Genomic DNA, 25,005 nt, shown 5'->3' on the forward strand with positions numbered 1-25,005 from the left:
CTCTACAGACGAGCTTCTATAGCTCCCTTTCCAAGGGGGGTTGGGGGGATCTTCTCTGCCGTAGTCACAAGTAAATCAGTATAAATCGCGCGTACCAAACTCCAGCGATCGTCACAAATCAGGCGCTACAGCTAACTGTGCGCCCCTACAAACATATTGCACTCAAAAAAGAAAGCTATTCCGGTCGGTGGATAATTGTTTCCATCACCCGGCGCTTTGTTCTTGGCTCAATACCAAATATCCGCAAATACTCATTTTGATATTCAGACAAATTGACTTCGATCGCAGTAATTGCCTCTGATTCACCTACAATACTTTGACCGCAACTCTTCCAAGAATTAGTCCGAAATCGGCGTTTATCTACGTGTTCTATCCCAATGTGGTAGCCTTGCGCGATTAAATTTCGTACTTGCTCCAAAGTTTGTAAGCCAATTTGAGTTGATATTACCTCATTGTGACGATTATTATGAACTGGAGGCTCGTAAGATTCAACTGAGTTTACTACTCCACTACTAGCTTGGGGCAATTGAATACTTTCATTGACAAATCGATTACCAGATTGCCAAACAGGAAGAGGCGTTTGTATAGGTGAATAATTTTTTACTGGATTCTTTGCGGATTCTGCACCATTACCAGAGGGCGAAGTCACAGCTTCTTGCTGCGATGATTTCGGTTTTTCTGGTGGCGCTGGAGGAGTATATTCTCTGAAATACCTATTTCCATCTAAGGCTCGATTATACTCTTTGACTAGCTGAGAACTCTGTACTTGTTGCTGCTCTTTCACCATCAAGTTACCCATGTCAATCAAACGGGATAGATTGAATTTGGGCTTGCTAAATTCCGGTGGTCTATCTGCACTATTTACAACTCTTCTCGATACCTGCTCTATGCCAATTTTAAAGATAAAATCGCGTATTTGTTCGTCATAAATTCTAGAACGCAGAGCGCTAAAGAAATCGACTGACTGGTTGGAGAAAGTATCGACTAACTGCTCTATTTCCCGTGATGAGAGTCCGTCGTCTGAGTAAATTCCAGCAACGATACCAACTTTATCACTGCGATCGGGTTGCCAGTAAAATTTTTCCATTCTACCATCTCGAATTAATGGCGCGTATAGAGTGGAAAAATCATTACCTGTCACAATAATTGGGACGCGATGTAAAGGTGTTTCGTCGTAACTACCAGGTAATTGTACGTTAGTTGGATTATCCGCAATATTCATCAACGTGGCGTTTACCAACTGAGTATTCACCGTATACTGAGTGCCTTCATCAAATCGTCCTGCGCCTGCATCGAGATCGTTAATCATGATGGCGCACATTTTACCCCGCACGCGGATCAATTCTGCTGTCTCTCGATAGCGCAGACGCAGCAAACGCGAAGGATCTCCAGCATCGGGGCTTTCCAATTCACCACCAGAAATATGAGTAATTTCTATCCCCATCTTCTCGAATACTAAATCGCACTGAAAAGATTTTCCCTCGCCTTTACGTCCGTGAACGCCTAAAATCAACGGTACGCGAATACCAGGAATATTTAAATAGTTCTTGGTGATAAATACAGCGATTTTTTCGAGAAAACGAGGTGCAATGTAGTAATTCATGAATCTATCAGATAGGTCGAGCCGCTTAAACTTATTTTAAGTTTTTTTTGGTTATTGCGATCGCTTTTTTCTCTACTCAAGATTGCTGCTGTGCAACTTTTCTCACAGCATCTATGTCTAATTGCAGTTGTTCGGCAATCTGTTCTACTGTTAATCCTACTTTCAACAACAAAGGTACTGCTGCTAGTTTGCCTTCTGCTCGACCCTGCTCAAGACCCTGCTCAAGACCCTGCTCAAGACCTTCCTGCACAGCTTCTTGATAAACTTTAGTCTGTTTTAGTTCGTTTAACCCCAACATTGCTTCAATTTCCTCCCTACTCAAGTCTGGAAATTTATAAACGAATACAGTTTCTATTAATTCTATAAATTTTCTCTTCTTCTCGGCATCTGCTACTTCCTGTCTAGCTCTTATTATCAACTGTCTACCTTTTTCAGAGACAACTTCTTGTCTCAAACCAATGAGCTGCAATAAACTTAGTCCCAAAGATAGATTTTCAGATTCGCCTAATTCATCTAAATAAATTCGTTGAAATTGCGGACTGGATCTAAATACTCGGTAGTGTCTGGGTAAACCTGGATCTAAGCTGCGCCTGGTAAAGATTAAAATAGCTTGCCAATCATTAACTGGCTGGTAGTCGTGTAAATACAGAAAGATTTGGCTAAAAAAGCTGGAATAAAGCACTTTTTTAGTATCTTTATAGCCTTGCACTTCCACAAAGACTACAGGTAAGTCAGTGGCATAAATAGGAGGTACTAAAATCCCATCAATCCGAAAGCTGGTTTGTTTGACTTCTTGGGAGGCAAAGCTGTAAGTAGTATCTCTAGCAGAAACATTACCAATAAGTTCAAACACGATACTTGGATCGGTTTGGAAAATTTCGTAGAATAGGCTGTCTGTTTGCAAGGCTGTTTGTTTGTAGGGGCGATGCGAAGGCGGTTTGCGAAGCAACCATCGCATTCAAAAAATCCACAAAAGGAGAGGTAGAATCTACCCCTCCTTTCAAAACGCTTTAACTATTTCTAGTTTTTAGTAGTATCTACTGCCACTGCTGTTGGGTTTGTGAACTAAGAAGCTGAGGATTTGACACTGCTTGACGTTATCAAAACCAACGATACGGATGTAGCAGTTGGAATACTGAGAACGGCAGGCTTGGACTTCATTCAATACTTCTTGAGTACTTCCAGCACCGAACAAAGGTAACTTCCACATTGTCCAATAACACTCTGTTGGCTCAGAGGTTTCGTTGAACTCAATTGCCGGAATATATCCTTGACTGAGAATGTACTGAATTTGTCGATTAATTTGAGCGTCAGTTAAAGGCGGCAAATAAGATAAAGTTTCGTAGCGCCGCTCTTTTGGTAGGGTTTGCATGGATTATCTCTGTGGGTTGCTGAAAAGTTGATGATTGTCATTTGTCATTTGTTGTAGAAACAACTAATAACCAATAACTAATGACGATTTAAGGACTATCCAGATTGGTTTCTGGGGTAGTTTGAGGCTCAGAATCAAGGCTAGGATTTGTTTCTAGTTGCGTAATCCGCTCTAGATGCTGCTTGCGGTGTTGCATGTTGGCTTGCTGAATCCCAGCACGTACTATCTCAGGCAAGAAATCAGCCACTTCCTCCGCTAAATGTTCTCTGACAGTCATGATTCGCAATGCCAAATCAGGCTTTTCTCGAAACAAATTTTCTATGTACGCTTCGCCATCCTGTATTCTGTCAGTCGCAGAAAAGCGATGCAGCCATAGTGCCAGAGGAGGGTTAGTTTCACCAATTTGCGCCAACACCGTCCTTACTGCCTGATAAGTCAGGTAGCTTTGCAGTGTCTTGGCTGTGTCCTTCGCAATTCGCTTTATATCCATGCTTGACCCCAGCCTTTGTAGAGTTATGAGGTATGAGTCGTGAGTTTTGAGTATTCTAACTCACTCACCACTCATCACTCACTACTTCTTAAAGGGTGTCAACTGCCTTGAACTCGAACTTGATTTCCTTCCACAGTTCGCAAGCAACAGCCAACTCAGGCGACCACTTAGCAGCTTCGCGAATTACGTCGTTACCTTCGCGTGCCAAGTCGCGCCCTTCGTTACGAGCTTGAACGCAAGCTTCCAAAGCTACGCGGTTAGCGGTTGCGCCAGGAGCGTTACCCCAGGGGTGTCCGAGCGTACCACCACCGAACTGCAAGCAAGAATCATCGCCAAAGATTTCTACTAGCGCTGGCATGTGCCAAATATGGATACCACCAGAAGCTACTGGCATTACACCAGGCATGGAAGCCCAATCTTGAGTGAAGAAGATACCGCGAGAACGGTCTTCTTCAACATAGTTTTCGCGCATGAGATCGACGAAGCCCATCGTGATGCCGCGTTCGCCCTCCAGCTTACCTACTACCGTTCCAGAGTGTAGGTGGTCGCCACCAGACATCCGCAAGCACTTAGTCAAGACGCGGAAGTGAATACCGTGATTTCTCTGACGGTCGATCACGGCGTGCATAGCGCGGTGGATGTGGAGTAACAAACCATTATCGCGGCAATACTTCGCTAAAGTGGTGTTAGCAGTGAAACCACCAGTTAGGTAGTCGTGCATGATGATTGGTGTACCGATTTCTTTAGCAAACTCAGCCCGCTTCATCATTTCTTCGCAGGTAGGAGCTGTAACGTTAAGGTAATGCCCCTTAACTTCGCCTGTCTCTGCTTGTGCCTTTTCAATTGCTTCTTGAACGAACAGGAAGCGATCGCGCCAACGCATGAAAGGCTGAGAGTTGATATTCTCGTCGTCTTTGGTGAAGTCTAGACCACCGCGCAAGCACTCGTATACAGCCCGACCGTAGTTTTTCGCCGATAGACCGAGTTTGGGCTTAATCGTACAACCCAATAGCGGACGACCGTACTTATTCAGTTTGTCGCGCTCGACTTGAATACCGTGGGGAGGTCCTTGGAATGTCTTCAGGTAGGCGACCGGAATCCGCATGTCTTCCAGACGCAGCGCTTTGAGGGCTTTGAAACCAAACACGTTACCTACAATCGAGGTCAACATGTTGGTGACGGAGCCTTCCTCAAACAAGTCGAGAGGATAAGCTACAAAGCAGAAGAACTGGTTGTCTTCACCTGGTACTGGCTCAATGTAATAACAACGACCCTTGTAGCGGTCTAGGTCGGTTAGCAAGTCCGTCCATACAGTCGTCCACGTACCAGTGGAAGATTCAGCAGCTACAGCCGCGCCAGCCTCTTCTGGAGGAACTCCAGGCTGAGGCGAGACGCGGAAACAAGCCAGAACGTCTGTATCTTTAGGAGTGTAATCGGGGGTGTAATAAGTTAGTCGGTAATCTTTAACCCCTGCCTGGTAGCCCGATTTGGTCTGGGTTCTCGTTTGCGCGTAAGACATATTTTTCTTCCAAGAGTCAGTCTCTTCCACTCGCCAGTTGGGAAGTCTATTTCTTGCCAACTAGCTTCGGTTTTTAACAATATATCAAGAATTGAATTAGTTAAAATTTAAATGTACTGTACACATTTATAAAAATTTATTATTAAATTTATAGTTTGTTAAATTTTGTAACAAAATAAACTGAATGTGCCTGAATCATTTACTAGTTGTCAGTCGTCACTAGAGAGTGGCATATGGTGTGTAAAAATACTCCTTGCCAATAACCAACAATTCATTACCCATCACCCCATCACCACTCGGCTATGTCAATTACTGCTCGGCAATTAATTCAGTGGAAACAACAAGGGAGAAAAATTGTCGCCCTGACTGCTTGGGATTATATTACGGGACGATTGTTGGATGCGGCGGGAGTAGATTTGATTTTGGTTGGAGATACTTTAGCGATCGCACTAGGATATGAGACAACGCTACCAGTAACGCTAGAAGAGATGATCCACCATGCTAAGGCTGTGCGTCGAGGCGTGAAACGAGCGTTGATAGTACTCGATCTACCGTTTTTGTCATATCAGGAAAGCGTGCAGCAAGCAATGCATTCAGCCGGAAGGGCGTTGAAAGAAGCAGGAGCGCAAGCGGTGAAAATCGAAGGCGGACATCCGGCAACTGTAGAAACTGTGGCGCGGCTGGTACAGGCAGGGATTCCGGTGATGGGGCATATTGGTTTGACACCTCAGTCGATTCATCAGTTGGGATTGAAGCAACAGGGGAAAACACCTACAGATGAACAGAAACTTATGGATGAGGCGATCGCCCTCGAAAAAGCAGGAGCCTTTAGCATTGTCTTAGAACACATTCCATCGGATTTAGCCGCTCGCATTACCCAAGAGTTAACGATTCCTACTATAGGTATTGGTGCTGGTTCTGAGTGTGACGGACAAGTACTAGTTACTTCCGATCTGTTGGGTTTATCCGAACGGCAACCACCCTTTGCCAAAGTATATGTAAACTTAAGTGAAGCGATCGCTCAGGCAGTGCAAGATTATGCTGCTGAGGTGAGAGAGCATAAATTCCCGTAGGGTGCGTTATTTAACGCACCCTACTACGGAACTCAGATTCATTCCCATAAATCGCCTCATATTGTTGCACCAATAAGCTACCGTCGTATAGTGAGCTGAAATTTGCAAAATGTATGGTTAATAGTAATACTGACAGGAGACAAGGGAGACAAGGGGGACAAGGAAGCAATTCTAGCCACCAGCCACTAGCCACCAGCAACTCACCCGACTCCCGACTCCCAACTCCCGACTCCCCCTTATTAGGCTTAACCCAAGCCCAACTAACCGCCTGGGTACGATCGCAAGGACAGCCAGCATATCGCGGACAACAGCTATACGATTGGATTTATCACAAAGGAGTGCGATCGCTATCCGAGATCTCGGTTTTTCCGAAACAGTGGCGCAGTAGTGTAGAAAATATTTCGATTGGGCGATCGCAAATTCATCATCGCACTGTAGCCCCTGATGAGACTGTCAAATACTTACTTCAACTTGCAGACAATCAAATCGTTGAAACTGTAGGTATCCCAACTGATAAGCGCCTTACCGTTTGCGTTTCAACTCAAGTAGGTTGTCCGATGGCTTGCGACTTCTGCGCCACGGGTAAAGGGGGCTTTCGTCGCAACCTCGCCCCGCATGAAATTATCGATCAAGTTCTGACAGTCCAATCCGACTTTCAACGGCGCGTCAGCCATATCGTCTTTATGGGTATGGGCGAACCCTTGCTAAATACAGAAAATGTCGTGGCGGCGATTCAATCTCTGAACCAAGATGTGGGTATCGGACAGCGGTGCATGACTCTTTCGACTGTGGGAATTCCAGGGCGAATTCTCAAACTCGCTCAATACCAACTACAAGTTACCTTAGCGGTTAGCCTTCACGCCTCTAACCAAGCTACCAGAGAAAAACTCATTCCCAGCGCCCAAAAGTATTCTCTCCATGACTTACTTTCAGAATGTCGCGAGTACGTGCGTTTAACGGGTCGTCGCGTCACGTTTGAATATGTCTTACTTGCTGGGGTGAATGACGGCATAAAACAAGCAGCTGAGCTAGCCCAGCTGCTACGAGGTTTTCAAAGTCACGTTAACCTAATTCCTTACAATCCGATTCGAGAAGCAGATTACCAGCGACCGAGTTCGAGTCAAATTCAGGCTTTTGTTAACGTCCTGAAGCAGCAACAGATCGCTGTGAGCGTCCGCTATTCCCGTGGATTGGAAGCAGAGGCGGCTTGCGGTCAACTGCGGGCGCAGCAACTACAGCCTTCATTGGGTTAATACCCGGCGCATATGCTTCTATAACTTTTCCTGTACGAGCGCACGTCACCATGAGATAGTCACAGCTATTGCATTGCGTGCGCGTTAGTTCGCTACTTAATACATAAAATCTTTCTGCTTCGCTGCCACAGTTGGAGCATCTAATCTGTTGTTTTATTTGCATTTGACAAACCTTTTGAGCCTAAGAATTTTTAAGAAAGAAGAAATAAAAACTGGAAGGTCAATCGAATATATAGTTTGGAACGCGATTGTTGAAATCTAGCTAGTCGATCCAGCTAGGTTTTGTCCGAGACGGTCATCTTTTTTCGTTCCGATATATATTCTCGCAAGATTTCAGCTCAGTATCCATGCCACTTTTGGTAGAAAATCTAAAAAGTTTTCGTGGACACTACTTCCATTTGCTGCGATCCCCATGATGAATCCTTTGATTTTGTAGCTTATATAACAGTGTAAACAGACTTTCAAATGGCAGTGAGCGTTGACTCACTCCTAAGACAATCGGCAAACCGATCCCCAAGTCCAATCAATAATTTGACTCACGATCGGGTTTTCTCCTATCAATTTTTAACCTTTTATTAAGGTTTGGTTTCCATCGAGGGTTAGATTGCTGGGATACGATCCCCAAGCGAAACAAATAGAAAATGCCGAGCGCTTTTCTATCAATAAATTGTCAATTTATGTCAAATTAAATAGAAAAATTGCTCAACTTATGCTGTGTGGCGGGTGAAAATAGTTATAAATTTCCCCTGCCAAGCGAGGACCGATCCCATCTACTGCTGCCAGTTGCTCGATACTGGCTTGGCGAATGTAGTCGATCGAGTGAAAATGGGCTAGAAGTTGTTTCTGGCGATGGTAGCCCAAACCAGGAATTTCTTCTAGACGCGATCTCCTCATCTTGTCGCTACGCTGCTGGCGGTGGAAACTGACAGCAAAGCGATGTGCTTCATCTCTCAGTCGCCTAAGTAATTGTACTCCCGATTGTTCCGCATCTGTCGCTAAAGGTTGAGATTCGCCTGGTAAAAAAATTTCTTCTCGCTGCTTGGCTAAGCTGACCACTCGCAAGTCTTCCATTAAGTTCATCTCTTGCAAAACAGCTACAACTGCCGATAGTTGACCTTTACCACCATCAATCATCACCAAATCGGGCCAATCAGGATTACCTACCCGTTGCATTTGCGGATCTTCGAGATATTTACGAAAGCGGCGTTGAATCACTTCCGCTAGACTGGCAAAGTCATCGGAATGACCAGACGTGACTGTCGGATTCTTAATCTTGTAGTGACGGTAGTATTGTTTGGCGGGTAAACCTTCAATAAATACCACTTGGGATGCAACCGCATTGGAACCCTGAATGTGAGAAATATCGTAGCCTTCAATTCGATGGGGTAAGTCGGGTAAGTCGAGAATAGCGGCTAGATCTTCCATAGCTTGGGAGTTGCGATCGCTCAATTTTTGCGTTCGTGCCAGTTCGTACTCGGCATTTCGTTCTACCATCTCGATCAATTCTGCTTTCAACGCCCTTTGGGGATTCACAATCGTGACTTTTCGCCCCTTACGCTGGCTTAACGCTGTCGCCAGCATCTCCGCTTCCGGTAATTCGTGCTGTACCAGAATTTCTGTAGGAATTTCTACATCGTCAGCAGTTTCATAATGTTGTTCTAAAACACGCTGTAAGATTGCCCCTGGTTCTAATGTAGGGGCGGGTTTAACTGAATCATCTGTTGATTCCTCGCGAGTCTGTGTGACAAACCCGCCCGTAGCAGTGGGTAGGGGCGCATAGCCATGCGCCCCTACTTCGGCGACAAAGCCGAGGCGACCGACAAGTTGTCCGGCGCGAATTTGAAATAACTGAATGCAGGCGTGCTTTTCATCTGCTGCCAGGGCGATCGCATCTCGCGAGATCGTATCATCGGGTAGCGATACCTTTTGATCGGCATTCAGCGACTTTAATCCAGCAATTTGGTCGCGAATTCGTGCTGCTGATTCAAAATTTAATGCTTCGGCGCTAGCTTGCATTTGTGCGGTCAGGACATCGATCAATTCCTGCGTTCGTCCTTGGAAGACCATCGCTACCTTTTGCACGGTTTTGCGATATTCTTCGGGAGAAATTAGTTTTTGACATACTCCTGGACAGCGCCCTAAGTCGTAATTGAGACACGGACGGTCTTTAAATAACGGTTGGGGGCGTTGGCGCAGAGCAAAGATTCGCTTTGATAGCCGTAGAATCGTCCGCAGCAAGTGAGCGTCAGTGTATGGTCCGTAAAACTTGTCTTCTTTTTTACCTTGGCGGCGATTGCGCGTGATGAAGATGCGGGGATATTGCTCCGACCAGGTGATACAGACGTAAGGATATTTCTTGTCGTCTTTGAGTAGAACGTTGAAGTAAGGCTGATTTTGCTTGATGAGATTAGCTTCTAAAGCAAGGGCTTCTGCTTCTGTATCGGTAACGATAAACTCAATATCGGCAACCTGTCGCACCATCATAGCGATCCGATCGCTCAGTTGCTTCGGGTCGCGAAAATACGAACGTACCCGCGATCGCAGTTTACGCGATTTGCCGATGTAAATAATGCGATCGCTGCTGTCGCGCATGAAATAAACCCCTGGTTCGGGAGGAATTTCTTTCAGCCGACTTTCTAAACGCTCTGGATCTCTTACCAGTGGCAATGTCTTTGCTGCTGTCACTACCCTCTAAACCCGCTTGCCTTAAGTCTCTTCCTCTGTCATCCTATCAAACTGGACGCAGAAGGGATTGAGGATTGAGGGCTGGAGGTTACAGACTTTAGTTGTACTCTCTATACTGAGGGTGAAAATCTCACTTCTCATTCCCAGACTTCGACTTTGCTTCTTAATACTGACTACTAGTCAGAGAAGCTTGATTGATTCCTTACCACTCTTCTTACCTATTGATTTGCACCAAATTAATTCTAAAAAGAATATACTGATCGAATAAATTGTCTGCCTTAGCCGAGTTATTTATATTTCTATAATAGTAAATATACTCTTTTTTTTTCTAAAAGCGTGATAAATTATACACCAACTATAAAGTATAAATTAATTTTTGGTTGCCAAAGATGAAATTCTCACAGATCGGCCAAATTCTAAATGAGCTGAGATTAAATTGGTTCTAGAAGTCAAAAACGATAAGTTATTTAAGGAGCTTGCTGCAATAGGCTGAGTTATGAATATAGAAGAATTTGAACTGAACTATCGAAACGGTATTGATGACACGCTCAACCAGCTTCAGACAGCTGTGTTGTTATTAGCACAACTTGAAGATCGAATCACAGTTATTGGTCAGGACTTACAAAATCTCAGCCAGACAGTAGAAGAGTTTGTGACGCAACAGCGCGATGAATGATTTCAGAAGAGGTTCTACGATCGCTGTAGTTCTTCCTCTATTGCCTGTTTCAAATCTCTCAAACTGACTGGCTTGACAAAATAACGCTTTGCACCTAGTTCTAAAGCTCGCTGCTGGTCGGCTTTGAAAGCAAAAGCAGAAACCACAATAACAGGAATACTTCGATCGTCTTGTCTGCAACTCTTTTGTTCGAGTAAAGTATAACCGTCAATATCTGGTAACTTTAAGTCTAATAAAATTAGTTCGGGTCGAAAGTCAGCCAAAGCTTGAAAAAATCCAGTGCCATCCGCTAAACTCAAAACCTGGTATCCACAAAAAACTAGATAATCTTCCAACATCTGCCGATTGAGATAGTTATCTTCAACCAATAAAATTCGTTTTGGAATATGGTTGGCTGGTGCAACCGATCCAGCGTTACTCACTTGTGTAATTAAATAACTGTTGTTGCTTGTATCACACTTCAAAGTCTTATATTGAAGACCAATTTAAAACAAAACTGAATTTACATTTGCGACTAGTTGTCACTTAGCGAGTTATCATTCATATTAGTCAAGCACAAGTATAATGGCAAATTGCCACCGAGCGATCGGTTAGCGAGTGTTGGAAGCAAGTGAGGGTGCAATTACCAAAATTTTCTAATTTTTATCTCTAATCTTTCCAGAATTGAGCGATCCGATCCACAGCCGTTTCTAAAACATCAGGCGATTGAACCAGGGCAAAACGGACATATCCTTCACCAGATTTACCAAAACCAGCACCGGGAGAAACTGCAACTCCAGTCGCTTCTACTAATTGAGTGCAAAAGCTGACAGAATCTCTATCCCAAGGTGCAGGTAGTTTTGCCCAGATATACATGGTTGCTTGAGGGATGGAAACTTGCCAACCAATACGATGTAAGGCACTCGCAAAGCGATCGCGGCGTTGGCGAAATGTTTCTACCATTCTTTGCACTCCAGTTTGGTCGCCACTCAAAGCAGCGATCGCCCCGTTTAATATGCCTCGATATTGATTAAAATCGACTGCGGCTTTCACCTGGCGCAAAGCTGCAATCAGTTGAGAATTACCGATCGCATAGCCGACGCGAAAACCTCCCATGTTATATGACTTAGAAAGGGTAAAAAACTCAATCGAAACGCTTTTCTCTGGATCGGCTTGCAAAATTGAAGGAGCTAGGGGAGAATTCGGAATTCGGAAGTTACTGCTCCCTGCTCTCTGCTCCCTGCTCCCTAAGTCCTCAAACACCAAATCGACATAGGGGAAATCGTGGACGAGGACTAAATCGTGTTGTTGACAAAAGGCGACTGCCTCGCGGAAGAAGGAAAGAGGTGCGATCGCGGTTGTGGGGTTGTGGGGATAACTCAGTACCATCATCCGCGCCTGTGCTAATACCGGGGCAGGAATGTCGGCTAAAACAGGTAAAAAATTATTTTCTGCAAGCAGAGGCATGGGATAAATTTGACCGCTAGCAAGGTAGACTCCGCCAGCATGGGAAGGATAGCCAGGATCGAGGAGTAAAGCAAAGTCTCCTGGGTTGAGTATGGCTAGAGGTAGATGGGCTGTCCCTTCTTGAGAGCCAATTAGGGGCAGAACTTCAGTTTGTGGATCGACAGCAATACCGAATTTTTGCTCGTACCAGCGGGCTGCGGCTTGGCGAAAGTTTTGAGTGCCGTGAAAAAGTAAGTATCCGTGGGTTTTGGGGTCGTGGAGAGATTGGGCGATCGCTTCTGTAACGTGCGTTTCTGCGGCTAGATCGGCAGAACCCAGGGACAGATCGATCGCATCTCGCCCAGCTAATATTGCTCTTGCCTTTGCCCGATCCATATCGGCAAAAACATTTGCTTTCAAGCACTCTAAACGATTGGCAAACTGCATAATTTTTTGGGGAGTAGGTAGAGGCGCACGGCTGTGCGCCCGTACAAGTTTCTTATTGCGGCAAATGGGTATCTAACATATCGGTGATTTTTGGTTTGCTCAGCGCTCCTTCGGAAGCAGCAATGACCTCCGTACCGCGAATCAAGCGCAGGGCAGGGACTCCTTCTACTTTGTACAGCTTGACTGTAGCAGGATTAGGATCGACTTCCATTTTCACCACCTTGAGGCGATCGCTATAGTTCTCAGCTACCCAATCAATAGCAGGTGACATTAATCGGCAAGGACCACACCAAGAAGCCCAGAAGTAGATCAATACGGGTCGGTCAGCTTTTACAACTTCTGTTTCAAACTCTTTGTCTGCGATCTGAATTGCGTTGCTCATGTGACTATTCCTTAACAGCCTCTTTTACCACTCAACTATTATCAGTTATCAGTTATCAGTTATCAGTTATCAGTTATCAATGACCGATCGCCACTTGTCTAAAAATAAATGCTTCGGTTTTCCTAAAATTCATCAGTTGCAGGTGTAGTACTCATAGTATTCTATCTAGCCCTTTGAATTGTCTTGGCGATCGACAGTGATTCCAGAGGATTTGTATGAGTTTTATTGCTATGCGACGAAAATGGGCTATGACTGCGTTAGCGATCGCTATTTTCACAGGTGTAGGCAGAACTAGCAGCGCTCGAACTGCAACAACACCAACACCTTTATTCGAGCGAGTTGCCAGTTACAGTACGACGATCGCGGCGAATCAAAATCCAGCAGACATATATTATCCCCAACAGCCTCCTAAAGAACAGGGGCGACAGCGATTTCCCGTTGCCTTACTGCTGCCAGGAGCAAATGTTGATAAGTCTAGTTATAGCGATTTCGCCAGAATTGTCGCTAGTTACGGGTTTGTTGTAGTCGTTCCCATTCAACAGCGATCGCTGCCTCAATTTGGATTTACAGGGCTGCTGCCGGATACTTCTCAAATCGATGCAGTTTTAAACCAAATTAAAATAGAAAAGTCCAACTCCACACCAATTGCGAAGATTGTCGATCCTCAAAAGCTGACATTACTCGGTCACTCTGCTGGTGGTGCTGTCGGTTTATCTGCGATCGGCAACTTGTGTATTATTCCTGTTACGTGTGAGGGTTCCTTCAAACGTCCTAAAGAGCTTGTAGGTGGGGCATTTTTTGGCACCAGTCTGCGCGACCCAGCAACTCAAGAGTATATTCCCATCAAAAATGCTGGTATTCCGATTGCTCTGATTCAAGGCGATCGCGACAGTATCGCTTTACCAGAAAGGGCGCAAGCTACTTATGCCAACATCCAATCTCCTCCCAAAGCTCTGATTACCGTTTCAGGTGCCAACCACTACGGCATTACCAATACCAATAATCCACCAGGTCCAATTCCCGACTCAAATAAACCACAAATCGAGCAATCGCGGGCAGTCGAAACTATAGCGCGTTGGAGTGCGCTGTTTTTACGGGCGGAGGTATTGGGCGATCGCCAAGCTTTCCATTACGTGTACAAAACAGGAGACGCTCGCGATCGCCATGTCAGCGTCATCAGCAAACAGTGAACGGTTATCAGTTATCAGGAGTCGTAGGGGCGGGTGCGCGCAAATAGATAAACAACTTCAGCCGGAAATCTAGGCTCAAAACCCGCCCGTACAGGAGCCAGGAGTCATTTTAAATTTTAATTTTGAATTTTGAATTTTGAATTCTCCCCTTGTCTCCCTTGTCCTTCATTGCCAAGATTTACAATTGATCCAACTGTTTTTTCAAGTCTTCTAACTCTGCATCCACAACTGGATTTTTGGCAGCAGTTGACTGCTCGTTTGCTTGTGGTAGAGAAGGTTGATTTGATGATGTTGCTGGACCTAGAGACATTTGAGCTTTTAATGCTGCTAGTTCGTCATCGACATCGCTACCAGCTTCTAATGCAGCAAATTGGCTTTCTAGATCGTTCCCAGCTAGTTCTCCAACCGCCTGCGCCCGAGCTTCTTGCATCATGACTTTTTCTTCCATCCGCTCGAAGGCTGCCATAGCACTGCTAGTACCTAAGCGTCCAACTGTGCCTTGTAGTTGTTCCTGCGCTTTAGCAGCAGAACTACGTGCTTTGAGCATATCTTTTTTCGTCTTCGCCTCAGAAATTTTACTTTCCAAAGCAATCAGGTTGCGCTTGAGGGTATCAATTTGAGTGACTTGCCCATCTAAAGTAGCTTTGAGCGTATTCGCTGTTTCAAGATAATTTTTCTTGCGCTCTAGGGCTTGCCGAGCTAAGTTTTCATCACCTTTTTGCAAAGCTAGACGAGCGTTACGATCCCACCTTTCTGATTCATTTTGGTTTTGTTTGTATTGCTGTTCGGTACGTTTCTGGGCAGCGATCGCCTGAGCAACACCTTGCCGCAACTGAATTAAATCTTCCTGCATTTCTAGAAGCGCTTGCTCTAGAATTTTTTCTGGATCTTCTGCCTTGCTGACTAAATCGTTGAGGTTAGATTTGACAACCCTGCTAATCCGGTCAAATAATCCCATAATTGTGCTTTTCCTTCGGGGTTCACGGTTTAAGAGTAGGTAGCGAGTGCTGGCGCAGCACGAATGATTTATATTTGCTCAAAGCAAAGTTAATTCATCTCTGCTTTTATTCTTAACATATGCCCTATATACAGTTATCAGTTATCAGTTATCAGTTATCAGTTATCAGGGAGTAGGGAGTAGGGAGCAGGGAGAAGAGAGCTGAGGGAGCAACTCAAAATTCAAAATTCAAAACTTCCCTACACCCCACACCCCACACCCCACACCCCATTCTTCACTGGTTACTGTTGGGTAGTTGTGGCGGGGGTGTTTGTCCTGAAAGTTGTGCTTTCATATTGGCAAGTTCAGAATCGATGTCGCTGCTGGCTTCTAGGGCGGCGAATTGTTTTTGCAAGTCGTCGCTACTTAATTCGGCGATCGCCTCTGATTGAGCTTCTAGCTGCAAAACTTTTTCTTCCATCCGCTCAAACGCACCCAGAGAACTCGTTGTATTCACACCCCCTAGCACTTCATTCAGTCTTTGAGTAGCCTGCGCCGATCTCGCCCTAGCGATATACATATCTTTCTTAGTTCGCGCTTCAGAAATTTTGCTCTCCAGTGTTTGCAAATCTTTCTTCAGCCTGACGACGATATTATTTTGCTGTTCGATTTGGGCTGTGAGGGCAGTAGCCGTGTCTTGATAGGATTTGCGGCGCGTCAGTGCTTCCCGTGCTAACACGTCGTTCCCTTGCTGTAGGGCAAGTTGAGCGCGACGATACCATTCTTCAGAGTTAGACTGAGCTTGGTGAGCCTGTCTTTCGGTGCGCTTTTGGGTAGCGATCGCCTGTGCTACTGCCTGTCGCAGTTGCACTAAATCTTCCTGCATATCCATGACCGTTTGCTCCAGAATTTTTTCTGGATCTTCGGCTTGCCCAACCAAGGCATTAAAATTAGCGCGAATAACTCTGAGGATGCGGTCAATCAATCCCATGACAGCTCTCCATTCTGATGGACGATTTAATTGGTGTTGTTCTGGCTTAAAGCTAAATCCCTCCAACCCGTCACTGGCAAAAGCTAAATTGCTCAACAACTAATTTAGTTAGAGTATTAAACACATGGTATCTTACCTGAGATTCAGTTATCAGTTGTCAGTTACCAGTGAACGGGGTGTGGGGTGTGGGGTGTCGGGTGTAGGGAAGTTTTGAATGCGTGAATGCGTGAATTTTGAGCTGCTCCCTCAGCTCCCTCAGCTCCCTCAGCTCCCTCAGCCTCCTCAGCTCCCCCCTCTCCCTCGTCTTCCAACTCCCATGTCCCTCAATCCTTTAGGCAATATACTAAACTCCATCAAACAGGAAAGTCGCTGGCAAGAGCAGCCGCTTCAAAGGGTATTACAGTGCTGGGTTGAGGCTGTTGGGGCAATGGTAGCTACTCATACTCGCCCAGTTTCCATTCAAAGACAAGTTCTCTGGGTCGCGACTTCTAGTGCTGTCTGGGCGCAAGAACTCGCTTTCAGACGACAGCGGATTTTGGAGAAGTTAAATGCTCAATTACCGCAACCTTTGCTAGATATTCGCTTTTCTAGCGCTCAGTGGCAGCAGCTGGCAAAACAGGATTCATTAATTGGCGATCGCACTTCTTCTGGGTTAGGATGCGATCACCCGAGTTGGGTTGGTAATGATTCAGCAGCAAAAGGCGATCGCCAGCTGCGCTTTCGCCATCCTCAAGTGGCATTTAGACACTGGAGTGAAGCCACACAAACGCGATCGCGTCACTTACCTTTATGCCCTCAGTGCCACTGTCATACACCTGTAGGCGAACTAGAGCGGTGGGGTGTTTGTTCGATTTGTGCTGCTAAGCAGTGGTAAGAATAGCTGCTGGCATTTCATCAAAAGCTTGTCTCCATTAGTGCTTTTTTTAACTATTTATTGCTGTAACAAAATACCTCTAGCGACAGAGGCGAGATGATTTGTAGTAAATCTACTGTTGGCTAAAATTCCCTCTTCAGTTCCGCGCCTTTAGAGCATTTTTCTTTGTGAAAGTCAATGTAAGTTTTACGAGTTTAAGATTTTCTTCCAATTGATCCCCGATTGTTTTGGCTTGAATTTAAGTAGTTATTATTTGAGCCTTCTGGGACAAGTCTAAATAAATTCTAAAGTTATTTTTAGCTTTGAGAAGGCTAGAACCTAGAGTGATTCTTCAGTTGATGCCTCTGAGTCCCTAAAACCCTAGAGGCAAAATAAATGCTGTAGACCCATCCACAACAGCTACTTATATGACCAGCTGCAATCCTGCAACTTCTGCCTGTCGTTATTGTCAGCACTACCAGCCAGAAGGACGGCGAGGTGGTAAGTGTCAGGTTCTGGAAGTGCCAGTTCAGGGCAATTGGAAAGCTTGTAGTTTAGCTGTAACTGCTTTTGCTTCCAATTGGAATAGTTTAGTAGAAGAAATGATGTCTTTGACTTCTGCTTCAGTGCTTGCTGCTGCTCCTGTCGCAACTACTCTCAAACTGCCTGAGCCTGAGTTACTAGAAACAGAGTTCAGCCACGTTCGTATTCAGAGACAGCAACAGGCGTTACTAGCATAGTTGTATCTTTATGTAACGGTTTTTCAGCTCCGGCTGAATACACCAAAGATGTAATTTAAACCTAATTTAATTTAAAAAAATTCAATCAATCATTTTAAGACTTACATCGCATCCCAATTTCAGTGGTGCGATTTTTTTGCAGAAAACCCGCGTCGGCGGGTTTTGTCTGTGTGATGCCGCGATTTCTCATCGCTTCATGCTTCAGATTAAGGCAACCAAGGATATTGGCGAAAATCTGGTTGGCGCTTTTCTAAAAATGCCTGTTTGCCTTCGGTTCCTTCTTCTGTCATGTAGTAGAGTAAAGTGGCGTTACCAGCCAGTTCTTGTAAGCCTGCTTGTCCGTCGCAATCGGCATTAAAAGCAGCTTTGAGACAGCGGATTGCCAAGGGACTTTTTTGTAAAATTTCACTCGCCCATTGAATTCCTTCTGCTTCTAGTTGTTCGACGGGAACGACGCAGTTAACTAAACCCATTTCTAAGGCTTCGGTAGCAGTATATTGACGGCAGAGAAACCAAATTTCTCGTGCCTTTTTTTGTCCGACAATTCGCGCTAGATAGCTAGCCCCAAAACCACCATCAAAACTACCAACTTTAGGACCAGTCTGCCCGAATATGGCATTATCAGCGGCGATGGTGAGGTCGCAAACGACGTGTAAGACGTGTCCCCCTCCAATCGCATATCCAGCCACCAAAGCAATGACAACTTTGGGCATGGAACGGATTAGGCGTTGCAAATCCAAGACATTTAAGCGGGGAGTTCCTTCGTCATCAACATAGCCAGCTTTACCCCTAACGCTTTGGTCGCCGCCCGCACAGAAGGCATATTTACCATCTGTATGAGGTCCCGCACCCGTGAGGAGAACGACACCGATATTTCTGTCTTCTCTCGCGTCACAAAATGCATCGTACATTTCAAAGATAGTTTTGGGACGAAAGGCGTTGCGCTTATGGGGACGGTTGATGGTAATTTTGGCAATTCCGTCTGTTTTGTGATAGAGGATGTCTTCGTAGGTTTTGGCAGTTTGCCAGTTAACTTGCATGGGTTTTCAGGTGCGATCGCATTTTATAGCTTGAAAATTTTATTTTAGTATTTGGCGTTAGTGGAGCTAAACGAAGTTAAGCTGCTTCAGGTTACTGCTCCCGACAGTACTTGGAGGCTATTAGGTGAGGCGATCGCTCTCTAACTGCCTCGCGTATCATCACGATTTGACTCCCATTGCGTCATCTTCTGTGCCAAGCCCAGAAATGCTCTTACTGCTGGAGAGGAATCATGCTGCCGCCAAGCCAGATAAAGTCCGGTTTTAGGGATCTGTTCCTGCAAGGGTTTGTAAATGACTCCGCTTCTGTGGAAGTTTTGCAAGGAGGCGGGCACGATCGCAATGCCCAGTCCTGCTGCAACTAAGCCGACGATCGTTTGCATCTGAACTGCCTCTTGAGCCACTTGCGGACGAAATCCAGCTTGTTGACAAATGTTAATAATCTGCTCGTAAAAGACGGGTCCCATTTTGGCAGGAAATAGGATAAATGATTCCGAAGCCAATGTGGAGAGAGACAATTGAGTCTGGGCAGACAACGGATGGGTTTGTGGCAACGCCAAGACCAATGATTCTGGCAAAAAGCACTCCACACTCAAACCTGGTTCGCTGATGGCAGAACGAACAATGCCAATATCAACCTGTTTGTGATGCAGCGCTTGAATCTGTTGAGCAGTCGTCAGTTCCTGCAATCGCAGTTCTACAGCCGGAAACTGTTCTCGAAAGACCCTTAAAATCTCTGGTAGTAACGTATACATTGCAGTGTCAACAAAGCCGATCGCCAACCGTCCAACCTCACCCCGCCCGATCCGTTGTGTCTCTTCGATCGCCTGTTGAAGTTGCGCTAACACCAGATAAGAGCGCTCTAACAACACTTTGCCTGCTTCAGTTAACTGCACTTGCCGCTTCGTTCTCTCAAACAGCTTGACTCCGAGTTCGTCTTCCAAACCGCGAATCTGCTGACTGAGCGGAGGTTGGGAAATGTGCAACCGCTCCGCCGCTCGACTAAAGTGTAGTTCTTCAGCCACCGCGATGAAGTAGTGCAGATGCCGTAATTCCATCACACTTATATGTCTAACCTATTAATCTTAGTCAAATATATATTGGACAGTCACAAGGCTGTTCAATATCGTAAGAAATATGAGGCGCGTCTCATCCTAAAAAGCAGAATTTAAGTCAGGAGAAAGTTCAGTGATTCGACTTGACGAGCGAGTAGCCATTATTACAGGCAGTGGACGCGGTTTAGGAGCAGCCTATGCTCGTTTGTTGGCAGAAAGAGGGGCGCGAGTTGTTATCCACGATGCAGGCGTTAACAAAGAGGGGACTGGCTTCGATCCCAATGTGGCGGTTGATATCGCCAATCAAATTTGCGTTTCTGGTGGAGTGGCGATCGCGTCTCGATTACTCCTGGATAGTCGAGACAACTGCCGCAGCCTGGTAGAAATGACACTAGAAAAGTTCGATCGCCTCGATATCTTGATCCACAATGCTGGATGGGTTGCTTATCAGACTGTACAAGACCTGAAACCTGATTTTCTAGAACGCGCCATCAACATCAACATAGAAGCACCAACGTGGTTGTCTCAAGCTGCCTTTCCCAGGATGAAGCAACAACACTATGGACGGATTGTGTTGACGACTTCGGATAGAGCGATTTATCAGCAATATGCTCTGGGCGGTCTTGCAGCTTACGCGATGGGAAAAATGGCACAGATTGGTCTGATGAACGTGCTGGCGGTTGAAGGCAAAGAGCATGGAATTCTCGTTAATGCGATTTCGCCAGTTGCCAAAACGCGGATGTGGAATGTCCAGGATGAACCAGAAGATTTACGACCAGAGCAAGTAGCTCCAGGGGTTTTATATCTCGCTTCTGGTGAATGTCGAGAGTCTGGATTTATCTTAAGGGCAAGCAATGGTCAATTCACAGCCGTGCGCTGGAGCGAGCGAGACAACGTGAACTATCCATTCAACCTTGCCGCTGTTGAAAGTTCTACTGCGGAGGATTTAGCGACTCGCTGGCAGGAGATTGCTGCGGATGTTGCGTTTTAAGGACAGGGTTTGTACTTCGAGATGGTTTGTAGGGAAACAATCGAGATTATTGGTGGCAGCCTACAACAAGTATTGAAGGTTTGGTAAATACTTTTCCAACAAACCTTTATTGAAGACAACCTCACTACGTTGAATATATCCCGTAATGACCGATTCCAGCACGGGTAGCATTCATGTAAGGCGCGTGTCACCTGATGATATTAACTCAGTGAGAGAGGCAATTCATGCGGTGGATTGGAGTACAGATTTAGAGGAATTCAGAGTCTAAACATCAACATATCCCCTAATACCATTTTACTTTTCGACTGCGGCAGAAGAGATCCCCCCAACCCCCCTTAAAAAGGGGGGCTAAGAATGGCTTTAATCTTGCTTCATCCAGCTGAACATGGCGCGTAAATCTTTGCCAACTTCTTCAATTGGATGTTCTGCTTCTTGACGGCGCGTGGCAGTAAATCCAGGTTTACCAGCTTGGTTTTCTAAGACGAATTCCCGCGCAAATTGACCGGATTGAATTTCTTGCAGCACTTTCTTCATTTCTGCTTTCGTCTGGTCGGTGACAATCCGGGGACCGCGAGTATAATCGCCATATTCAGCAGTGTTGGAAATACTATCGCGCATTTTTGCCAAACCACCTTCAACAATCAAGTCAACAATTAACTTGACTTCATGCAGACATTCAAAATATGCCAATTCCGGTTGATAACCAGCATCAACTAAAGTTTCAAAACCTGCTTTAATTAATGCACTCAAACCGCCGCACAATACTGCTTGTTCGCCAAATAAATCGGTTTCTGTCTCTTCTCTAAATGTGGTTTCGAGAATCCCAGCGCGAGTCCCACCAATACCTTTAGCATAAGCCATAGCGCGATCGCGGGCTTGTCCGCTAGCATCTTGATACACGGCAAACAAGCAGGGTACGCCTTGCCCTTGTTCGTATGTCCGCCGCACCAAATGCCCTGGTCCCTTCGGTGCAACCATGACGACATCGACATCAGCCGGAGGCACGACTTGAGCGAAATGAATGTTAAATCCGTGGGCAAAAGCTAAGACTTTACCTTCTTTCAAATGCGGTGCAATTTCTTGTTGGTAGACGCTTTTTTGCACTTCATCCGGCAGCAGAATCATAATTAAGTCTGCTTTTTGTGCTGCCTCAGACACGGGATATACTGTTAAGCCCGCAGCTTTTGCTTTTTCTGCTGACTTGCTACCAGGATATAGCCCGACTATGACATTTATACCACTATCTTTGAGATTGAGGGCGTGGGCGTGACCTTGAGAGCCGTAGCCGATGATTGCAACTGTTTTTTGCGCTAATAAATCTAAATTGGCATCTGTGTCATAGTACATCCGAGCCATAAAAGTAACTCCTTGGGGGCAAGCATCTTAAGTCTGCAAACTTTCTATAATACCTGAAATTGGGTAATTGGTAATTGATAATTGGTAATTGGTAATAATCAACGGTTAGAGAAAACTGCTTCGGCTCGTCGCGTACCTAAAACTTTTTGACTTTTGACTTTTGTACGGGCGGGTTCACCAAGCGACTGTGACTGCGACAGAGATTTCGAGTGAACCCGCCCCTACGAATGCTTGATTTTTAACTTTTAACTTTTTGGTTGATGATGTTCGTGCCAGTGACGGGCAATGTCGATGCGACGACAGAGCCAAACGCGATCGCGTTGCTGAATATAATCGAGAAAACGTGCTAAAGCCGCAGCCCTACCAGGTCTACCGACAAGGCGACAATGCAACCCAATACTCATCATTTTGGGGGCTGTTTCTCCCTCGGCGTACAAAACATCAAAAGCATCGCGCAGATAGGCAAAGAATTGATCGCCTGAATTAAATCCTTGCGCCGTCGCAAAACGCATGTCGTTGTTGTCTAAGGTATAGGGAATAACGAGATGGAGTTTACCGTAGTCATGCACCCAGTAAGGCAGATCGTCGGCGTAGCTGTCGGAGTCGTAGAGAAACCCGCCTTCTTCTACTACCAACTTGCGCGTATGCGGGCTATTTCGTCCCGTATACCAGCCGAGGGGACGGCTTCCCGTCGCTTGGGTATGAATGGCGATCGCTTTTTGTAAATGTTCTCGTTCTAAATCCTCACCAAAATATTTATAGTCAATCCAGCGATAGCCGTGGCTGGCAATTTCCCAATTTGCTTCCTGCATGGCGGCTACTGCTTCGGGGTTACGTTCTAACGCCATCGCTACCCCATACACCGTAACGGGAATCCTTCTTTGCGTAAACAGCCGATACAGCCGCCAAAACCCCGCCCGACTGCCATATTCATACATCGACTCAATATTCATGTGCCGCGCCCCTGCTAAAGGTTCTGCGCCGATAATTTCTGACAAAAAGGCTTCAGAAGCCATATCTCCATGTAAGATGCAGTTCTCTCCACCTTCTTCATAGTTAATGACAAATTGAACCGCGACGCGAGCTTGTCCTTGCCATTTGGGATCGGGAGGGGTACGACCGTAACCGATTAAATCGCGGGGATATGATGTAGGCATTGTGTCTGTGTACTTATACGAGAAATTTCAGCGGCAGCGATCGGCGTTATTGTCAACGATAGTACTCGCGACCTAGAGAAAAAAATCGGCAAAATAGAGGGAGCAATGATTTACACCAAACCAAAAAATACTAAACAAACTACCTCCAAATGAATGTTACCCCCACACCGCTAGAATCAGATGCACTAGAATCAGAAATCCCAGAACCAGCTACATTCAGCCACGTTCCTGTATTGAGCCGAGAGTTAATCGCTGGTTTGGCGGTGCGAGCGGGGGGACACTATTTAGATGCTACCGTTGGAGGTGGGGGTCATAGTAGGCTAATTTTGCAAGCTGCGCCAGATGTGAAGCTAACAGCACTCGATCGCGATGCAGCCGCGATCGCCGCAGCCCAAACTCAACTAGCAGAATTTGGCGATCGAGTACAATTTTTACGCAGTAATTTTGCGACTTACAGCCCTCAAGACACAACTTTTGACGGTATTATCGCCGATTTAGGTGTAAGTTCATACCAATTTGATACAGCGGCAAGAGGTTTTAGTTTTCGCCATGACGCACCCCTAGATATGCGTATGGACGATCGCCAATCGCTGACAGCGGCGGAAGCGATTAACACCTGGGATGAAAAAAAACTAGCAGATATTTTCTTTCATTACGGCGAGGAAAGATTTTCGCGCCGGATTGCGCGGCGGATCGTGGAAAAACGCCCGTTTCATACGACGACAGAACTAGCTGCGGCGATCGCCTCTGCTGTTCCTGGTGCATATCGTCATGGAAAATCGCGTTCTCAGACGCGCCAAAAATCGATCCACCCTGCTACCCGCGTGTTTCAAGCATTGCGAATTGCTATAAATGACGAACTAACCTCCCTGGAAAATTTCCTGCAACTAGCACCAACTTGGCTCAAACCCGGGGGAAGTATTATCGTGATTAGTTTTCACAGTTTAGAAGATCGGATTGTCAAAAACGCCTTCCGAGCGTCCGAGCTATTACAAATTATTACTAAAAAACCACTCATTGCTCAAACAGATGAACTAGCCCAAAATCCTCGCTCTCGCTCAGCTAAGTTACGAATAGCAACAAGAAGAGATAGTAATGGGTAATGGCTAGTTGGTTGACAGTTGACGGTTGTTGGTGAAAGGCGAGAGGTTTTTGACTTACGACTTACGACTTACGACTTACGACTTACGACTTACTTCCAAGGCGATCGTTCACAAATCCTTCACATCTTTTGCCTAAGCTCTAAACTAATTGGAGTCAAGAGCTACAAAATGCAGGTTTGATGAGGGATATTCAAATTTCGCGATCGCACACAGAGGAAAACAAGTCATATGGATTCAGGCTGGAAACATAAAACTAAATTTCCGCTTCGTTTATATCTCAAACAACTATTTTTTGGTTCTCTAGATAAAGTTATTCTCAGCCCTACTGCTTTTTGGTATACGTACCAGATCGAGCTTTTAGAAAAATGTTGGCTACAAGATATAAGCCAGCAATTAGAAGACTATTTATACGATCGCTGGGACTTTTTTTTAATTGAAAATCACTGGAATTTTTATTGGATGTATCAAGTAGAACGCTGTTGGGAACGAGATTGCATAGATTTTTTAGAAAATTGTTGGCTGCAAGAAGAATAAAGCCAAAAGTTAAAAGTCACAAGTCAAAATCGAGGAGACAGGCGACAAAAGACAGAAGTTATGACTAACCACCGATTGTTGGTCACTGATAACTACTCACTTCCCAATAACTACAAATTGCCCAAGAGGAATGAAT

At 45.4% G+C, this 25,005-nt stretch carries 26 protein-coding genes and 1 pseudogene; 10 read left to right on the plus strand and 17 right to left on the minus strand.

The window, feature by feature from the left end; all coding sequences use genetic code 11:
• Positions 1–175: 175 nt before the first annotated feature.
• From QH73_RS12960 to QH73_RS12980, 5 genes are all read right to left on the minus strand, one after another.
• Positions 176–1,603, minus strand: coding sequence for a RuBisCO small subunit-like domain-containing protein (locus tag QH73_RS12960; RefSeq protein WP_039713445.1), 1,428 nt, complete (start codon positions 1,601–1,603; stop codon positions 176–178).
• Between the two features lie 76 nt (positions 1,604–1,679).
• A complete protein-coding gene (locus tag QH73_RS12965) occupies positions 1,680–2,561 on the minus strand; it encodes an Rpn family recombination-promoting nuclease/putative transposase (protein ID WP_309476479.1) in 882 nt (293 codons plus the stop codon).
• Positions 2,562–2,630: 69 nt separating this feature from the next.
• Entirely contained in the window at positions 2,631–2,975 is a 345-nt protein-coding gene (locus QH73_RS12970) for a ribulose bisphosphate carboxylase small subunit (RefSeq protein WP_039713444.1), read from the minus strand.
• 88 nt (positions 2,976–3,063) lie between these two features.
• Positions 3,064–3,465: a RuBisCO chaperone RbcX gene (rcbX, locus tag QH73_RS12975; protein WP_039713443.1), complete on the minus strand. Its 402-nt coding sequence runs from the start codon at positions 3,463–3,465 to the stop codon at positions 3,064–3,066.
• 88 nt (positions 3,466–3,553) lie between these two features.
• Positions 3,554–4,984, minus strand: coding sequence for a form I ribulose bisphosphate carboxylase large subunit (locus QH73_RS12980; RefSeq protein ID WP_039713442.1), 1,431 nt, complete (start codon positions 4,982–4,984; stop codon positions 3,554–3,556).
• A gap of 302 nt (positions 4,985–5,286) precedes the next feature.
• Between QH73_RS12980 and panB the strand changes: the two genes are divergently transcribed.
• Together panB and rlmN are read left to right on the plus strand one after the other, a co-directional pair.
• Positions 5,287–6,057 (plus strand): 3-methyl-2-oxobutanoate hydroxymethyltransferase, encoded by a 771-nt coding sequence (gene panB, locus QH73_RS12985; protein ID WP_039713441.1) that lies wholly within the window; start codon positions 5,287–5,289, stop codon positions 6,055–6,057.
• 113 nt (positions 6,058–6,170) lie between these two features.
• Positions 6,171–7,310 carry a dual-specificity RNA methyltransferase RlmN gene (gene rlmN / locus QH73_RS12990; protein ID WP_052289749.1) on the plus strand — a complete coding sequence of 380 codons (1,140 nt, stop codon included), beginning with the start codon at positions 6,171–6,173 and terminating at the stop codon, positions 7,308–7,310.
• Here rlmN and QH73_RS29400 read toward each other — a convergent pair.
• Together QH73_RS29400 and uvrC are read right to left on the minus strand one after the other, a co-directional pair.
• Positions 7,309–7,473: pseudogene (locus tag QH73_RS29400) on the minus strand (replication restart DNA helicase PriA); the annotation flags it as partial. The gene rlmN and the pseudogene QH73_RS29400 overlap by 2 nt on opposite strands.
• Positions 7,474–8,012: 539 nt before the next feature.
• On the minus strand, positions 8,013–9,995 hold the full coding sequence (gene uvrC / locus QH73_RS12995) for an excinuclease ABC subunit UvrC (RefSeq protein ID WP_039713440.1): 1,983 nt from the start codon (positions 9,993–9,995) through the stop codon (positions 8,013–8,015).
• 496 nt (positions 9,996–10,491) lie between these two features.
• On the opposite strand from uvrC, the gene QH73_RS13000 reads away from it, so the two are divergent.
• Positions 10,492–10,671, plus strand: a complete 180-nt coding sequence (locus QH73_RS13000; RefSeq protein WP_015157212.1) for a hypothetical protein — start codon at positions 10,492–10,494, stop codon at positions 10,669–10,671.
• Positions 10,672–10,685: 14 nt separating this feature from the next.
• On the opposite strand, the gene QH73_RS13005 is transcribed toward QH73_RS13000, so the two are convergent.
• The 3 genes from QH73_RS13005 to QH73_RS13015 form a co-directional block, all read right to left on the minus strand.
• Positions 10,686–11,093 (minus strand): response regulator, encoded by a 408-nt coding sequence (locus QH73_RS13005; RefSeq protein ID WP_039713439.1) that lies wholly within the window; start codon positions 11,091–11,093, stop codon positions 10,686–10,688.
• Positions 11,094–11,319: 226 nt separating this feature from the next.
• Positions 11,320–12,543, minus strand: coding sequence for an LL-diaminopimelate aminotransferase (locus tag QH73_RS13010; protein ID WP_039713438.1), 1,224 nt, complete (start codon positions 12,541–12,543; stop codon positions 11,320–11,322).
• A 52-nt stretch (positions 12,544–12,595) separates the two neighbouring features.
• Entirely contained in the window at positions 12,596–12,925 is a 330-nt protein-coding gene (locus QH73_RS13015) for a thioredoxin family protein (protein WP_039713437.1), read from the minus strand.
• Positions 12,926–13,140: 215 nt separating this feature from the next.
• Between QH73_RS13015 and QH73_RS13020 the strand changes: the two genes are divergently transcribed.
• A complete protein-coding gene (locus tag QH73_RS13020) occupies positions 13,141–14,115 on the plus strand; it encodes an alpha/beta hydrolase family protein (protein WP_039713436.1) in 975 nt (324 codons plus the stop codon).
• A gap of 178 nt (positions 14,116–14,293) precedes the next feature.
• On the opposite strand, the gene QH73_RS13025 is transcribed toward QH73_RS13020, so the two are convergent.
• The 3 genes from QH73_RS13025 to QH73_RS13035 form a co-directional block, all read right to left on the minus strand.
• On the minus strand, positions 14,294–15,073 hold the full coding sequence (locus QH73_RS13025) for a PspA/IM30 family protein (RefSeq protein ID WP_039713435.1): 780 nt from the start codon (positions 15,071–15,073) through the stop codon (positions 14,294–14,296).
• A gap of 274 nt (positions 15,074–15,347) precedes the next feature.
• On the minus strand, positions 15,348–16,043 hold the full coding sequence (locus QH73_RS13030; RefSeq protein ID WP_039713434.1) for a PspA/IM30 family protein: 696 nt from the start codon (positions 16,041–16,043) through the stop codon (positions 15,348–15,350).
• A gap of 161 nt (positions 16,044–16,204) precedes the next feature.
• Positions 16,205–16,354, minus strand: a complete 150-nt coding sequence (locus QH73_RS13035) for a hypothetical protein (RefSeq protein WP_165587678.1) — start codon at positions 16,352–16,354, stop codon at positions 16,205–16,207.
• A 5-nt stretch (positions 16,355–16,359) separates the two neighbouring features.
• Here QH73_RS13035 and QH73_RS13040 point away from each other — a divergent pair, with 5 nt between their 5' ends.
• Positions 16,360–16,917: a DciA family protein gene (locus tag QH73_RS13040; protein ID WP_039713433.1), complete on the plus strand. Its 558-nt coding sequence runs from the start codon at positions 16,360–16,362 to the stop codon at positions 16,915–16,917.
• A 407-nt stretch (positions 16,918–17,324) separates the two neighbouring features.
• Positions 17,325–17,636, plus strand: a complete 312-nt coding sequence (locus tag QH73_RS13045) for a hypothetical protein (RefSeq protein ID WP_132867011.1) — start codon at positions 17,325–17,327, stop codon at positions 17,634–17,636.
• 206 nt (positions 17,637–17,842) lie between these two features.
• On the opposite strand, the gene menB is transcribed toward QH73_RS13045, so the two are convergent.
• Together menB and QH73_RS13055 are read right to left on the minus strand one after the other, a co-directional pair.
• Positions 17,843–18,676, minus strand: a complete 834-nt coding sequence (gene menB / locus QH73_RS13050; RefSeq protein ID WP_039713431.1) for a 1,4-dihydroxy-2-naphthoyl-CoA synthase — start codon at positions 18,674–18,676, stop codon at positions 17,843–17,845.
• 140 nt (positions 18,677–18,816) lie between these two features.
• A complete protein-coding gene (locus tag QH73_RS13055; protein WP_039713430.1) occupies positions 18,817–19,731 on the minus strand; it encodes a LysR substrate-binding domain-containing protein in 915 nt (304 codons plus the stop codon).
• A 130-nt stretch (positions 19,732–19,861) separates the two neighbouring features.
• On the opposite strand from QH73_RS13055, the gene QH73_RS13060 reads away from it, so the two are divergent.
• The gene (locus tag QH73_RS13060; RefSeq protein ID WP_039713429.1) at positions 19,862–20,719 is read left to right on the plus strand and encodes an SDR family NAD(P)-dependent oxidoreductase; all 858 of its coding nucleotides are present in this window, start codon (positions 19,862–19,864) and stop codon (positions 20,717–20,719) included.
• 145 nt (positions 20,720–20,864) lie between these two features.
• Positions 20,865–20,987, plus strand: a complete 123-nt coding sequence (locus tag QH73_RS28795; protein ID WP_286194104.1) for a hypothetical protein — start codon at positions 20,865–20,867, stop codon at positions 20,985–20,987.
• Between the two features lie 92 nt (positions 20,988–21,079).
• Here QH73_RS28795 and ilvC read toward each other — a convergent pair whose 3' ends face one another.
• Positions 21,080–22,075: a ketol-acid reductoisomerase gene (gene ilvC, locus QH73_RS13065; protein ID WP_039713428.1), complete on the minus strand. Its 996-nt coding sequence runs from the start codon at positions 22,073–22,075 to the stop codon at positions 21,080–21,082.
• A 245-nt stretch (positions 22,076–22,320) separates the two neighbouring features.
• Entirely contained in the window at positions 22,321–23,232 is a 912-nt protein-coding gene (gene puuE, locus QH73_RS13070; RefSeq protein WP_039713427.1) for an allantoinase PuuE, read from the minus strand.
• Positions 23,233–23,381: 149 nt separating this feature from the next.
• Here puuE and rsmH point away from each other — a divergent pair, with 149 nt between their 5' ends.
• Together rsmH and QH73_RS13080 are read left to right on the plus strand one after the other, a co-directional pair.
• Positions 23,382–24,335: a 16S rRNA (cytosine(1402)-N(4))-methyltransferase RsmH gene (rsmH, locus tag QH73_RS13075; protein ID WP_052289748.1), complete on the plus strand. Its 954-nt coding sequence runs from the start codon at positions 23,382–23,384 to the stop codon at positions 24,333–24,335.
• Positions 24,336–24,563: 228 nt separating this feature from the next.
• Complete coding sequence (locus tag QH73_RS13080) at positions 24,564–24,869, plus strand: hypothetical protein (protein ID WP_039713426.1); 306 nt, start codon at positions 24,564–24,566, stop codon at positions 24,867–24,869.
• Positions 24,870–25,005: the final 136 nt, after the last annotated feature.

The organism is Scytonema millei VB511283 (assembly GCF_000817735.3).
Classification (GTDB): domain Bacteria; phylum Cyanobacteriota; class Cyanobacteriia; order Cyanobacteriales; family Chroococcidiopsidaceae; genus Chroococcidiopsis; species Chroococcidiopsis millei_B.

What these genes read in the sequence shown, in the direction of transcription:
- QH73_RS12960 (WP_039713445.1), bottom strand. Translation starts at nt 1,603, where the DNA reads ATGAATTACTACATTGCACCTCGTTTTCTCGAAAAAATCGCTGTATTT.
- QH73_RS12965 (WP_309476479.1), bottom strand. Translation starts at nt 2,561, where the DNA reads ATGCGATGGTTGCTTCGCAAACCGCCTTCGCATCGCCCCTACAAACAA.
- QH73_RS12970 (WP_039713444.1), bottom strand. Translation starts at nt 2,975, where the DNA reads ATGCAAACCCTACCAAAAGAGCGGCGCTACGAAACTTTATCTTATTTG.
- rcbX (WP_039713443.1), bottom strand. Translation starts at nt 3,465, where the DNA reads ATGGATATAAAGCGAATTGCGAAGGACACAGCCAAGACACTGCAAAGC.
- QH73_RS12980 (WP_039713442.1), bottom strand. Translation starts at nt 4,984, where the DNA reads ATGTCTTACGCGCAAACGAGAACCCAGACCAAATCGGGCTACCAGGCA.
- panB (WP_039713441.1), top strand. Translation starts at nt 5,287, where the DNA reads ATGTCAATTACTGCTCGGCAATTAATTCAGTGGAAACAACAAGGGAGA.
- rlmN (WP_052289749.1), top strand. Translation starts at nt 6,171, where the DNA reads ATGGTTAATAGTAATACTGACAGGAGACAAGGGAGACAAGGGGGACAA.
- QH73_RS13000 (WP_015157212.1), top strand. Translation starts at nt 10,492, where the DNA reads ATGAATATAGAAGAATTTGAACTGAACTATCGAAACGGTATTGATGAC.
- QH73_RS13010 (WP_039713438.1), bottom strand. Translation starts at nt 12,543, where the DNA reads ATGCAGTTTGCCAATCGTTTAGAGTGCTTGAAAGCAAATGTTTTTGCC.
- QH73_RS13015 (WP_039713437.1), bottom strand. Translation starts at nt 12,925, where the DNA reads ATGAGCAACGCAATTCAGATCGCAGACAAAGAGTTTGAAACAGAAGTT.
- QH73_RS13020 (WP_039713436.1), top strand. Translation starts at nt 13,141, where the DNA reads ATGAGTTTTATTGCTATGCGACGAAAATGGGCTATGACTGCGTTAGCG.
- QH73_RS13025 (WP_039713435.1), bottom strand. Translation starts at nt 15,073, where the DNA reads ATGGGATTATTTGACCGGATTAGCAGGGTTGTCAAATCTAACCTCAAC.
- QH73_RS13030 (WP_039713434.1), bottom strand. Translation starts at nt 16,043, where the DNA reads ATGGGATTGATTGACCGCATCCTCAGAGTTATTCGCGCTAATTTTAAT.
- QH73_RS13040 (WP_039713433.1), top strand. Translation starts at nt 16,360, where the DNA reads ATGTCCCTCAATCCTTTAGGCAATATACTAAACTCCATCAAACAGGAA.
- QH73_RS13045 (WP_132867011.1), top strand. Translation starts at nt 17,325, where the DNA reads ATGACCAGCTGCAATCCTGCAACTTCTGCCTGTCGTTATTGTCAGCAC.
- menB (WP_039713431.1), bottom strand. Translation starts at nt 18,676, where the DNA reads ATGCAAGTTAACTGGCAAACTGCCAAAACCTACGAAGACATCCTCTAT.
- QH73_RS13055 (WP_039713430.1), bottom strand. Translation starts at nt 19,731, where the DNA reads ATGGAATTACGGCATCTGCACTACTTCATCGCGGTGGCTGAAGAACTA.
- QH73_RS28795 (WP_286194104.1), top strand. Translation starts at nt 20,865, where the DNA reads ATGACCGATTCCAGCACGGGTAGCATTCATGTAAGGCGCGTGTCACCT.
- ilvC (WP_039713428.1), bottom strand. Translation starts at nt 22,075, where the DNA reads ATGGCTCGGATGTACTATGACACAGATGCCAATTTAGATTTATTAGCG.
- puuE (WP_039713427.1), bottom strand. Translation starts at nt 23,232, where the DNA reads ATGCCTACATCATATCCCCGCGATTTAATCGGTTACGGTCGTACCCCT.
- rsmH (WP_052289748.1), top strand. Translation starts at nt 23,382, where the DNA reads ATGAATGTTACCCCCACACCGCTAGAATCAGATGCACTAGAATCAGAA.
- QH73_RS13080 (WP_039713426.1), top strand. Translation starts at nt 24,564, where the DNA reads ATGGATTCAGGCTGGAAACATAAAACTAAATTTCCGCTTCGTTTATAT.